General features: G+C 40.1%; 12 protein-coding genes and 1 pseudogene. 8 read left to right on the forward strand and 5 right to left on the reverse strand.

The annotated features are described in order from the left end of the window. Positions 1 to 24: 24 nt before the first annotated feature. Positions 25 to 1,173, reverse strand: a pseudogene (locus tag D0T56_RS00340) (class I SAM-dependent RNA methyltransferase); the annotation flags it as partial. Between the two features lie 72 nt (positions 1,174 to 1,245). Continuing rightward, positions 1,246 to 1,761, reverse strand: coding sequence for a methylated-DNA--[protein]-cysteine S-methyltransferase (locus D0T56_RS00345; RefSeq protein WP_163318155.1), 516 nt, complete (start codon positions 1,759 to 1,761; stop codon positions 1,246 to 1,248). Positions 1,762 to 1,937: 176 nt separating this feature from the next. On the opposite strand from D0T56_RS00345, the gene D0T56_RS00350 reads away from it, so the two are divergent. The 5 genes from D0T56_RS00350 to D0T56_RS00370 all read left to right on the forward strand — a co-directional run bounded on the left by D0T56_RS00350 (position 1,938) and on the right by D0T56_RS00370 (position 7,807). Continuing rightward, positions 1,938 to 3,182, forward strand: a complete 1,245-nt coding sequence (locus D0T56_RS00350; protein WP_163318156.1) for a hypothetical protein — start codon at positions 1,938 to 1,940, stop codon at positions 3,180 to 3,182. A 90-nt stretch (positions 3,183 to 3,272) separates the two neighbouring features. Beyond that, positions 3,273 to 3,932 carry a cytidylyltransferase domain-containing protein gene (locus D0T56_RS00355; RefSeq protein WP_163318157.1) on the forward strand — a complete coding sequence of 220 codons (660 nt, stop codon included), beginning with the start codon at positions 3,273 to 3,275 and terminating at the stop codon, positions 3,930 to 3,932. A gap of 32 nt (positions 3,933 to 3,964) precedes the next feature. Beyond that, entirely contained in the window at positions 3,965 to 5,056 is a 1,092-nt protein-coding gene (locus tag D0T56_RS00360) for a glycosyltransferase (RefSeq protein ID WP_163318158.1), read from the forward strand. A gap of 141 nt (positions 5,057 to 5,197) precedes the next feature. Then, positions 5,198 to 5,671, forward strand: a complete 474-nt coding sequence (gene rlmH, locus D0T56_RS00365) for a 23S rRNA (pseudouridine(1915)-N(3))-methyltransferase RlmH (RefSeq protein WP_163318159.1) — start codon at positions 5,198 to 5,200, stop codon at positions 5,669 to 5,671. 75 nt (positions 5,672 to 5,746) lie between these two features. Then, positions 5,747 to 7,807 carry an acetate--CoA ligase family protein gene (locus D0T56_RS00370; RefSeq protein ID WP_163318160.1) on the forward strand — a complete coding sequence of 687 codons (2,061 nt, stop codon included), beginning with the start codon at positions 5,747 to 5,749 and terminating at the stop codon, positions 7,805 to 7,807. A gap of 158 nt (positions 7,808 to 7,965) precedes the next feature. On the opposite strand, the gene D0T56_RS00375 is transcribed toward D0T56_RS00370, so the two are convergent. Further along, entirely contained in the window at positions 7,966 to 8,775 is an 810-nt protein-coding gene (locus D0T56_RS00375; RefSeq protein ID WP_163318161.1) for a hypothetical protein, read from the reverse strand. A 315-nt stretch (positions 8,776 to 9,090) separates the two neighbouring features. On the opposite strand from D0T56_RS00375, the gene D0T56_RS00380 reads away from it, so the two are divergent. Then, entirely contained in the window at positions 9,091 to 9,951 is an 861-nt protein-coding gene (locus D0T56_RS00380; protein ID WP_163318162.1) for a helix-turn-helix domain-containing protein, read from the forward strand. A gap of 46 nt (positions 9,952 to 9,997) precedes the next feature. Here D0T56_RS00380 and D0T56_RS00385 read toward each other — a convergent pair whose 3' ends face one another. After that, entirely contained in the window at positions 9,998 to 10,861 is an 864-nt protein-coding gene (locus D0T56_RS00385) for a patatin family protein (RefSeq protein ID WP_255490937.1), read from the reverse strand. Further along, positions 10,858 to 11,760 (reverse strand): site-specific tyrosine recombinase/integron integrase, encoded by a 903-nt coding sequence (gene xerA / locus D0T56_RS00390; RefSeq protein ID WP_163318163.1) that lies wholly within the window; start codon positions 11,758 to 11,760, stop codon positions 10,858 to 10,860. Before xerA ends, D0T56_RS00385 begins: the two co-directional genes overlap by 4 nt. A gap of 112 nt (positions 11,761 to 11,872) precedes the next feature. Between xerA and D0T56_RS00395 the strand changes: the two genes are divergently transcribed. Further along, a complete protein-coding gene (locus tag D0T56_RS00395) occupies positions 11,873 to 12,172 on the forward strand; it encodes a septum formation initiator family protein (protein WP_163318164.1) in 300 nt (99 codons plus the stop codon). Continuing rightward, positions 12,165 to 12,512, forward strand: coding sequence for a hypothetical protein (locus tag D0T56_RS00400; protein WP_163318165.1), 348 nt, complete (start codon positions 12,165 to 12,167; stop codon positions 12,510 to 12,512). The genes D0T56_RS00395 and D0T56_RS00400 overlap by 8 nt, the downstream gene beginning before the upstream one ends. Positions 12,513 to 12,549: the final 37 nt, after the last annotated feature.

Genomic DNA, 12,549 nt, shown 5'->3' on the forward strand with positions numbered 1-12,549 from the left:
GTTTGAAATGCAATTTTATCTTTAGTCTGTATTTTTTTCTGTTCTGGCGGGATATTTCTTCCCTGCGAAAATGTCATAACCACGAAATTCGCAATCCAACGACCCGTTTTTGAGCCTGTACTTTTTAGAAGGCTTGAGTCCGATGTTGTCAAAGTTTTCTTTCTTGTAGCTGAGTATCCATGCCCGATAGCCGGTAAATACATGCTTCAGCCGTTCGCCTATCGTGTTATACAATTGGTTGATGTCGGCAGGTTTCAGGCGTTCGCCATACGGTGGGTTCGTGATTAGTATTCCCGATTCTGCCGGAGCTTTCGTGTATTGTTGTATTGGCTTTACACTTAAGTCTACATACCGTGCCACACCGGCACTCTTTACGTTTTCGGTGGCTATGGCAATGGCTCTTTCCGAAATGTCGGAGCCGAATATTTTGTGGTTGAACTCCCGTTCTCCACTGTCGTCGTTGTAGATATAATCGAAAAGGTCCTGGTCAAAATCCTTCCATTTTTCGAAAGCGAAGTTGCTGCGGTAAATGCCCGGAGGGATGTTCATCGCTATCATGGCAGCTTCGATAAGCAGCGTGCCCGATCCGCACATCGGATCAACAAAATCCGATTCGCCCCTCCATCCTGTTCGGAGAATCATGCCGGCAGCCAGCACCTCGTTCAGTGGAGCTTCTGTTTGTCCTGTACGATAACCCCGCTTATGCAAAGACTCGCCCGAACTGTCGATGCTCAACGTACATTTGTCGTGGGCAATGTGTATGTTAATAAGCAAATCGGGGTTGGATATGCTTACGGATGGGCGTTTTTCTGTTTTCTTCGTAAAGAAATCGACAATTCCGTCTTTCACCCTGTATGCCACAAACTTAGAATGGGTGAATATTTCGGAGAAAACAACCGAGTCTACGGCAAAAGACTGATTTTCGGTCATATATTTGCGCCAGTCAATATTTTCTACTTCCTTGTATATTTCGTCAGCATTTCTCGCCTTGAAGGTATATATCGGTTTCAGGATGCGTAAGGCGGTGCGGCAATGTATATTGGCTTTGTATAGTAGAGCTTTGTCTCCTTCGAAAGAAACCATTCGTGTTCCGATTTCCAGATTATTTGCGCCCAGATTAACCAACTCTTCGGCTAGTATATCTTCCAGTCCGGCCATCGTTTTGGCAATCATTTGGAACGTTTTTCCCTGCATGTGTGTAAGAAGTTTTTTTATTTATATTTTATTGTTTTAGTCTTTTGTTTCTTAAAACCGGATAGAGCCTTTTTCCAGACCAAGCAGTTTTTCTTTTCGCCATACGCCTCCGGCATATCCGGTCATTTTTCCGTCCGAGCCTATAACCCGGTGGCAAGGAATGACGATTGATATTTTATTCTTCCCATTGGCATTTGCGACAGCCCTGATAGCCTTCGGATTGCCTAAGGTTACGGATTGTTGCATGTATGTACGGGTTTCGCCGTAGGGTATTTGTTTCAGAGAGTCCCAGACTTTTCGTTGAAAATCCGTACCAATCATATCTAATTGGACACTGAATTGTTTTAGCTTTCCTGCGAAATAGAGGTTCAACTCTTTACGAAGTTGACAAAAAAACTCACTGTCTTCCTCTTTCAGTTTGGCATTGAACTCTTTTTCGATTTGTTTCAGTTGCAACTCGTTATGCTTTCCTTCCGAAAAATTCAAGAAGCAAATGCCTCTGTCTGTCGCACAAGCAACGATCTCGCCCAAAGGAGATTCTATTTGAGTGTATGATATGTGTGACATCTTTTTCAATTTGTAATATATTGTAAATACATTCCGACTATCCAAATATAATATAAAAAGTATATTTGAATGAAATGAGATAAGCTAAATTCTTCAAAAGAGATAAAATTTGAATCTACATGTGTGCTTTTCTGAAATATTCATGTAAATTTGTGTTAGTCAGAAAAAGATACCCTATGGATCAAACTTGGTTTAATGAATATAAGGTTATAAAAGAAAAATTCGATTTTTCGTATAAAGGTTATAATATAAAGAACCTGATAGTCGGTTATCTGAATTTTGACTACAATGCCACTCCCATAGTCAGGGATGTTTTTAAAGAATTCTACAACAGTTGCAGTTTCGTCGATTTGCCAAAGGCATTTGACACTAAGCAAAATGTGCTGATTACCTACCTCATAGACCGTACAGATTATCGAAGCCTGGCACTGACTGCGCAACAATATTATCCGGACTCGGAAGTGGTTAACCTGTCGGCTCTGCCGTTGAAAAAAATATCGCCCTTTGGTTGGACATTCATCAAGCATTTTTGGTTTGCCGTATGGATGATATACCGACGAGGTATAGGAAAGGGAGTGATGAGCAAGTTGAACTTTATTGCATTGCTGATAAGGATATTGAATCAGATAAAAACAATGGAGAGAGCTCCTGTTCCACAGCAAATAAAGAGATATGTCAGTTTCAATTCGTCGTACAAGGAAGAGTCTTTGCTGACCATGTATTTCAACAAACATAATGTGGAAACAATCACCCTGCAACATGGGATATTTTGCGATTTCAAACTAATGATTCCTTTCGATGTCATTAATTATGAAAACTGTATAGCGCAGAAGATGCTTTGCTGGGGGCAATCGACAGTTGATTTCCTCACTCAGCACGGGTTTGACGCATCCCGGTTGATTGTTATCGGAAACCTCAAGTATAAAGACTTTAAGATAACATCAATAAATCAGAATTTCAAGAAATGCCTTGTTTTGCTGGGGCGTCAACTGTATATCGGGACAAATGACAAACTGCTGGAGGTGCTGAAACAATACAACAAGAAGCACAATAACGGCATTGTTTTTTATATAAAGAAACACCCTTTTGTTGAAGATAGTTTTCATGCCCAATATGCCGATGTCAGTTCCGATATGATATTTCTGGGACGTGAGCACTCGGTGCAGGAAATATTGAAATCCGATCTGGTCGATTTTTCCATATCGGTAAATACGACAGCCTATTACGAATCTCTGGCTTTAGGGAAACCTTGCCTCAGATGGACTGAGGAAGAAAACGAAGAGTTTGTCGGACTGGATGATAAGTTCGAAAATCTGGAACAGTTGGAAGATAGAATTGAAAAATTAAGGAATATAAGTCAAGACGAAATACTAACGGAAGTGAAAGATGTTATTCGGTACATCTTTAATCCCAATTTGTAAAATAGTTACAAGATGTTGCATAGAATCTGCCGACAACCCGTAACTAATTAATAAACACGAGAATATACTAATCTATTATACCTTGTTGAGATGAAAATAAAAGCATTAATAGCCGTTCGTTCAGGTTCGGAAAGAGTAGTCAACAAGAACCTCAGACCTTTTGCCGGTTCTAATCTTTTAGAGTTGAAAATCAAACAATTGAAAGGAATTAAAGAGTTTGACGGCATTGTTGTTAACTCAAACGACGACCGCATGCTCGAAATTGCCGACAGCCTTGGCGCAGAAGCCGTGAAAAGGGACCCTGTGTTTGCCACAAGCAGTGTTTCTATGAGCGATGTGTATCAGAATATGGCAGAAAATTTCAATGGCGATGTGATTGCATATTGCAACGTCACCAATCCGCTGGTAAATTCTGAAAGTTATAGCAATGCGGTAAGGACATTTAAGGAGATAAGCAATAAGTTCGATTCGCTCAATTCGGCTAATCTGGTGAAAGAGTTTATGTTTCTCGATAATAAGCCGATAAATTACGACTTGGAGCATCAGCCACGTAGTCAGGATTTACCCAACATTTATGCCCTGAATTTCGCTATATCGATCATATCGAAAGAAAATATGATAAAATATAAAAATGTGATCGGGCGTGTGCCATACATGTACGAACTGTCGGAAGCGGAATCTGTGGATATTGATACTGAATTTGACTTCGAAATAGCTGAATTTTTCTATCGAAAAAAATATAAACTGTAATCAATATAATACCATCCTATTGCTTAAAAAAATTGATAACCGAAGGTAATACAAATAGCAGGAAATATGATAATCCAGGCTCAAATGAGACTGACAGTGTTCTTATTTCGGTTATAATTCCTGTTTATAATATCGAAAAACTGCTGAACCGCTGCCTCGATTCTGTGGTAGGGCAAACCTATACGAACCTGGAAATCATACTGATTGATGACGGGTCTGCAGATTCGTCGCCTCAGATATGCGACCAATATGCGGAACACGATCTCAGGATTAAGGTCGTCCATAAAGAAAACGGGGGCGTTTCGGCCGCTCGCAATTTAGGGTTGGATATTGCTTCGGGAGATTACATCAGTTTTGTGGATTCGGACGATTGGCTCGAACCGGATATGTACGACACTTTGGTGACCTACCTGAAAAATGATCCGACTGATATTCTTCGTTTCAATGCCTGTAAAAAAGGAGAGGTGTTTACTTCAACTCATCTGTCTGGCAATTTTGAGGGAAACCGAATGACTGACGAAGTGGTTTTGTCGATGATAGGTTCCGAGAAACTCGGAGAAATATTTTTGATGGGTGTTCCCTGGATATACTTGTACAGGAGGGAAGTGATAGAGCGGAACAATATCAGGTTCGATGTGAATCTGCGGCGAAGCGAAGATCGCTTGTTCTGCATAACTACAATGCTTTATGCCCGTAAAATAACATTCGTGAAGGATGTTTTGTATCACTACGAAGTATTGACCACATCTTTGTCGAATAAGTATGACCCTTTAAGGTGGCAGCAAGAATTGTATTATCTGGATATGTTGAGGAAAGAATATACGAAAGTGTTCTCGCCTCAGTATGTGGAGAAAGCCGATAAACGAATCAAGAGCGATTATGTATTGAGGGTTGTTATCAGTCTCGACAACCTGTTCTTTTCGGTCAATGACAACACATTCCGACACAATTATAAACAAGTCAGAAATATAATCAATAACGAGAAAGTAAGAAAGTCTGTGCAAGATCTCAAACAAGTGAAAACCGGAATAAGGAAACGCTTTCTGTTCTTCTGCGTGAAGCATCGGCTGTCATTCGCCTTGACTTTGTTTCAAACCATGATGAAATTGAGAAACAAGGTGTAATTGTATTAAAGTTGAATTGACAATTGAAGAGCGTGGACAACTCTAATTTCTCGATTTTTATTTTCACGCCACCCCGAAGTATGTGATAAATGAAAGGACATTTTCGACTACCAATCCATAATTATTTTAATTTTCGTAAACATGAAAACCACTCTCCTTGTTATAGGAAAAACAGATGCTTCGTATTTTACGGAAGCCATTAAGGAATATCAGAACAGGCTGGGGCATTATATCCCATTCGAGTTGCAGGTGATTCCTGATTTGAAGAATACTAAAAGCCTGACTATTGAACAGCAAAAGGAAAAAGAGGGTGAGCTTCTTTCTAAAAATTTGCAAGCCGGCGACTATATAGTTTTGCTGGATGAGAAAGGCAAGGAATATACATCCATGCAGTTTGCGTCGTACATAGAAAAGAAAACGCATACCGTAAACAAACGTTTAGTATTCATTATTGGAGGGCCTTATGGATTCTCTGAAGCGATATACAGTAAGGCTGCAGAGAAGATTTCATTGTCGAAAATGACCTTTTCGCATCAGATGATACGCCTGATTTTTATCGAACAACTCTATCGTGCGATGACGATACTCAACAATGAGCCTTATCACCACGAATAAATATGTTTTAGAATATATCCGAAATATCATTTTGTCAAGAAAATGAATGCTATTTTTGTGTAAAACCTGATAATTATGATAAATAGAGAATTAGTAGACCCTAAAAGCATTGTGATAGTGGGTGGTTCCAATGACAAATTAAAACCCGGAGGAAGCGCGCTTTCAAACATTATATCCGGAACATTCCGTGGCGATCTTTATGTAGTGAATGCCAAAGAAGATATTGTGCAAGGTATAAAATGTTACAGAAGTGTTGAAGATATACCAAATGCCGAATTGGCAGTCATCTCCATCCCCGCAAAGGCTTGCTATTCTGTGATGAAAACCCTTATCGAGAAAAAAGGAGTGAAAGCGTTTATCATGTTTTCGGCCGGATTCAGTGAAGAAACTCCTGAGGGTGCGGAGATGGAAAAAGAAATAGCCGAAATGGTGACAAAAGCCGGAGCTTCGCTTATCGGTCCCAATTGCAGCGGAATGTTCAACCTGAACCATCAATGTATTTTCACAAAACCAATTCCGGATATCGACCGCTACGGGGTCGACATGGTTTCTAGTTCGGGAGGAACGGCGACTTTTATCATCGAGTCGTCTATGCGTGTAGGGCTTCGCTTTAGCTCGGTATGGTCTGTTGGTAATGCTGCTCAGATAGGCGTGGACGACGTTCTCGAATATCTGGATGAGACGTTTGATCCTAAAACAAGTTCGAGAATAAAGCTACTATATATTGAAACAATAAAAAGTCCCGACCGATTTCTGGAACACGCAGCTTCTTTGATTCGCAAAGGTTGTCAGATAGCCGCCATAAAGTCAGGAACGTCCGAATCGGGCAGCAGGGCGGCTTCGTCACATACGGGAGCAATAGCAAGTTCCGATCTGGCTATTGAAGCATTGTTCCGTAAAGCAGGAATCATCCGCTGTTTTTCGAGGGACGAGCTGGCAAATGTAGGGGCGGTTTTATCTCTTCCAAAACTGAGAGGCAACAATCTGGCTATCATTACTCAAGCCGGAGGACCGGCGGTTATTTTGACCGACGCTTTGTCGAAAGGGAAAATCAATGTTCCCGAGATGCCCAAATTGCTTTCCGAGGAGTTGAAGACACATCTGCTTCCCGGAAGCGCAGTTTCAAATCCCATTGATTTGCTAGGAACAGGAACAGGCGAACATCTGGGTTATGCAATTGATTTTTGTATCGAAAAATTCAGGGATGTAGACGGAATTGCCGTTATCTATGGCGATCCCGGAGTAACAAAAGTGCGTGAAGCATACGAGATACTAGACAGCAAAATGCGCACAAGCCCTATCCCTATTTATGCTATTCTGCCTTCCGTTAAAACGGCTGCGAAAGAGATGGACGACTTTGTAAAGAAAGGCCACGTTAATTTTATTGACGAGGTAGCTCTTGCCGATGCAATGTCGAGAGTGGTAACTATAAACAAACCTTCGGCGGGAAAAATGGAGGATTTGAACGTAGATATTCCAAAGATCAGACGGATAATAGATTCAATAAAAACTGACGGGTATATTGATCCCGATACGGTGAAGAAATTGTTGAAGGCGGCAGGTGTGCCATGTGTCGAGGAGTTTGTTTCGGCTAATAAAAACAGTGTGTTGGCTTTTGCCGAAAAAGCAGGTTACCCTGTTGTTGCAAAATGCGTGGGACCTGTGCATAAATCGGATGTTGGCGGAGTTGTTCTCAATATTAAGACAAAGGAACATCTTGCTTTAGAATTTGACCGTTTAATGTCGATACCCGAAACCACCGAAGTGATGGTTCAACCAATGCTTTCCGGAACAGAGTTGTTTATCGGCGCAAAGTATGAACATGGCTATGGTCATATAGTTTTGTGCGGATTGGGAGGCATTTTCGTCGAAATTCTGAAAGATGTGGCATCGGGTCTTGCCCCGCTCAGCTTTCAGGAAGCGTCGTCAATGATACATTCGCTTCGGGCATACAAAATAATTCAAGGTACGAGAGGTCAACAAGGTCTGAATGAAGCACTGTTTACCGAGATAATTGTGCGTTTGTCTATCCTGCTTCGGTTTGCCTCCGAAATAAAGGAAATGGATATAAATCCGCTTCTGGCGAATGACAAGCAGGTTGTTGCTGTTGATGCACGCATCAGGATCGAGAAGTGAGAAAAATACGAACAGAGGATGCTTGAAATAAATTTCGACTGATAACATGTTCAGCACGCTTTCTCACTTCATAAATTTTGCCACAAAAATCAGGAAAAAAGGTATGGAAAAGTTGCGATTCCCATACCTTAAATATATTTAATGACTGATAGATTTGACTAATCTTGCATTCTTATGGCTATTATGTTATCTTCTCCCAGAACACCTTGTCCAATATTTGCAATGCATATATGAGGAGAAGAGCCTATTCTGCCTACGCCACCTCCTATAAGCGTATATACCTTATCTGCATTGGTTTTATTGTGCAATATAACCGCACCGCTCATGGGTGCCCACATTACATTTTCAAACATATATCCCGATATTAAAGTATTACCAATAAAGTCTCCGGTCTTGAACGATTGTGTACCTTTACTTGGAACTCCATCTGTAAAACTTGCTCTAATCCAATACATGCCGGGAGAATAGATTCTCGCCCCGGTTGATTCATTGATTGGGTATGCTAACAAAGAAGCTTGAATCCACCACTTTCCGGGAGGTAGTGTTAGAGTTGTTCCGGTACTAAAATAGCCGTCTCCCAGAGCATCTTCTGTGTTAATCCAGAATGCAGCATCTTTTTCCCAAACAACATTCACCGTTTGTATACCTTCTCCGGGAGCGCCCCAATATGCATTGCCATCGTTGTCTGAGGTCAATACTTGTCCAACTATGGCTCCATTGGGAAGATGAAGTCCTGTGTTGTATCCGTTCGTAAAGACACTTAGTTTATTTGTAGGATTATTCGTCCCAACTCCGACTCTGCCTTGCGCATCCACCACCACATCGTCTGCCACGTTTGTGTTGCCGCTCGTGTTACGTGCCGCATCAATATGAAATACTCCCTGAGGCGATTCCGTATTCACTCCCACCTGTGCTTTGAGTGCCGTAACGGCTAAAAAAATCAATAAAATTAAACTGCTCTTTTTCATAAGTTTCTAATGTTGTTTGTTGTGTTAAATATTTCTGTTTTAACCCTTTGCGTATCTGTCACTGGGTAAGTGACAGAGGAGTGGTTTTGGATATGTTATTCTGTTTGTAATCAAAGGATTAAGAAAGAGCAAAATTGGAAAAGATAAACATTAATTAAACATGGTCGAAAAAGGTAAGTAAGCAGCATTACTTATTTCATTCTAAGTTTTTAGAAAACAGACACTTTGTAGTTCTTGACGAAAAATGTATACGAAAAATAATTATTAGACATTAGTTAAACACGCACAGTAACAAATACTTAAACAACAGAAAATATGGAATATGAAGAAAAAGGAATTCTGTTCGTTGATCTTCAAAAAGGTCAGGAATGGAAAACAAACAGGAGAAATTGCAGCATTATTCTCATAGGTAAAGGTCGGTTGAATATTTCTTCTTTATCGCACAAAGACGAAAGGATTTCGGCAGGAAAGATATTCATGATTCCCACCGGCTACGAAACAGACGTAAAGGCAATGGAAGAATCTGCTCTGATATCCGTTGATATAAGCGAGGAAATCAATCAGTTGACTCATTTTCAATCGGACAAAACGGAGGAAAATGATAACAATCAAAACCTCTACCTACCTTTCAACGATATTGTCTCCGCATACATCGAATCGTTACAAATTTACAAGAGTAGTAATCTGGATTACAATTCATTAGCAAGAATAAAAGCAAAGGAATTGATATACGTATTGAAGGCTTCATACACACAGAAAGAACTCAGTCGTTTTTTCAGCAGCTATATCACAAACGATTTATATTTCTCAGAGCAGGTGAAGATATTATCTCAAGATATTAAAAACATTCGCCAACTGGCTGAGATTATGAATTATAGCTATTCGGGGTTCAACAAGCGATTCAGGCGATCGTTCGGCGTATCGGCTTATTCATGGCTCAGAAAGCGTCGGGCAAATGTGGTGTATCACGATATTTATTACACGAACAAAAGTTTGAAGCAGATTTCGACAGAAAACATGTTCAGCACGCTTTCTCACTTCAACGAATTTTGTCACAAAAATCTGGGAAATTCTCCCTCCGAAATCAGAAGAAAAAAAAGACCCCTCTGTCACTTACCCAGTGACAGAGGGGAGGTGTTTACTTGTTCTGAAGTTGCAAATATACGCAAATTGTAGCGAAATATGCAAGATCACACTCAACTTTCTATCAAGAGAAAAGAGATTACAGCACAAACTTGTTTTTCAATACAGATTCTGCACATGCATATCCGTGATCGTAAAAGAATTTTAACTTATCTATGTCTTTTTCAATACGTTCTATGGTCATATTTTCGATCGGACGAACAACTATAATCTTATTTTCATCTTCCAGCTTTTCAACCAAATCCAACTGCGCATTATATAATTCGCTTCTCCTATTCACCGCATCACGCATCAACGGATATTTTTTATAAACGAACGAAGGCATTTTCAACCCAGACTTCTTCTTCCTGTAACCCTTATTTCTGGTGAGGACTACCACATTTTTCTCATACCCCTGGTTTATGGCACGTTCAACAGGTATAGAATCGCAAACACCACCATCCAGCATCGGAGTTTCGTCTACATAAGTGATGGGCGAAAATAAAGGCATGCTACTCGATGCCCGCAATATGTCCAACAATCGTTGGTGACTTTCATATTCTTCCATATATTCGGCACGTCCCGTTAGGCAGTTGCTCACAACCATCTCGAACCGTTTGCCCGATGAGGCATAAGTAGCATAATCGTAAGGTGCTATTTTGTTCGGAAATTCATCAAAAAGCAGATCAAAATCCATTACATTTCTGTTTTTTAGATAATGTTTCAATCCGGCATACTGATATTTTTCGTACAATTCTATATTACTAAACCGGGCACGTCCTCTCTGATTGGATATGTATGAGGCTCCATTGCATGCTCCGGCCGACACACCTATCGTATACGGAAAGTGCAGGTTGTTGTCCATTATCCAATCCAGCACGCCACAAGTAAAAATACCCCTCATGGCACCCCCTTCCAAAACCAGACCGAAGTCTTTCACATTATTCTCCATATCTATTATCATTCCACCCGGTTATTTCTCGGATGATGTTCTATAATCTCCTGGCGCAAAAACTCCCTGTCCATGTGCGTATAAATTTCCGTCGTAGTAATCTTTTCGTGCCCCAACATCTGTTGTATTGCCCTGATATTTGCTCCTCCCTCAAGCATGTGTGTTGCAAATGAATGACGGAATGTATGCGGGCTTATATTTTTCTTAATACCCACTTTAGCCGCATATTCCTTTATAAAATGAAAAACCATGATACGCGAAATAGGAGTTCCCCGTTTACTTAAAAACACAATATTTTCAGAACCTTTCTTTATCGGATAAGTCTCCCTTTCCATCAAATAATAGTTCAATTCTTTTATCGCTATTGGAGAAATCGGAACCAAACGCTGTTTGCTTCCTTTGCCTTCCACCCTGACAAATCCTTCGTCGAGAAACAAGTCGCTGAACTTCAATGTCGTCAATTCCGATATACGTAAACCGCAGCTATACAAAACTTCTATAATTGCCCTGTTTCTTTGCCCCTCACGGGTAGAGGCGTCGATAATACGCTTCATGTCGTCTATTTCTTCAATAGACAACACCGTGGGCAACTTCATCCCCAGCTTGGGAGTTTCTAACAGTTCGGTCGGGTCGGAAGAGACATAGCCATCGGCAAGTAAAAATCCGAAGAAAGATTTTGTCCCGGAAATTATCCGGGCAACAGACTTCGGACTGATTTCCAGATCGTAGAGTTGCGCAATAAATTGTTGAAGATTATCTAAGGTAATATCCTTCAGATCCAAATTTTCGTTGTGAATAAAATTGAGCAATTTATTCACATCACTGATATATGCTTCGATCGAGTTTCCCGAAAGAGCCTTTTCCAATAATAGATAAGTTCTGTATTTACTAACAATGCTTTCCTGACGCATTTTCTTTTCTCTCTTTTTTTACCAAAAGGATTGATACTTATAGTTGCAATTCTTTCTTTTTCTTATATTTGTAATCTGATTCAGATATTAACAAAATTTTCAATCCGAACCTATGGGCTGGATATCAAAATATTTCTCAAAGTTACAAATAGGCATCATTTTAGTGCTTATTATTTTCGCTTTTTTTCTGAGCGACAGCAATATTTTTGCCCATTATGAATATAAATCCGAGATCAGCAGCCTGAATAAACAGATTGAATACTACAAAAAACAAAAGGACGAAAACTCTCGGAAACTGGAAGAGCTGAAATCGGGTAAAGATAACATCGAGAAGTTTGCACGAGAAAATTACCTCATGAAACGGGATAACGAAGATGTATTCGTCATTGAAAACAAAAAGGAAGATGAATAAACAAAAAAGGAAAGAACTGTTTTATCAAATATCCGCCCTGTTGATACTTATTGGAGCAGCAGGGTTCTTTTTTCTACCCGATCTCAAGTATGTTATGCTTGTAGGTGTTGCTGGCTTCGGCGCAACTACTTTCACAACTCCCTATCCCGGAAAATCAGTCAGAGGCAAGCGGTTGTTCAATATGCAAATATTCGCCGTTATTTTGATGGTTATATCTTGTTATCTGCTTTTTAATGAATTTAAAGAATGGGTAATTGCCATGCTTGTTGCCGCAATTCTCATTCTGTATAGTTCGATAGCAATCCCCAAAGAATTGGAGAAAGAGGATAAAGAAAAATAAGAGCTGAATTTTATTAATCCAACTCTTATCTTACTAT

The organism is Dysgonomonas sp. 520, from assembly GCF_010501095.1.
Lineage (GTDB): Bacteria > Bacteroidota > Bacteroidia > Bacteroidales > Dysgonomonadaceae > QVMP01.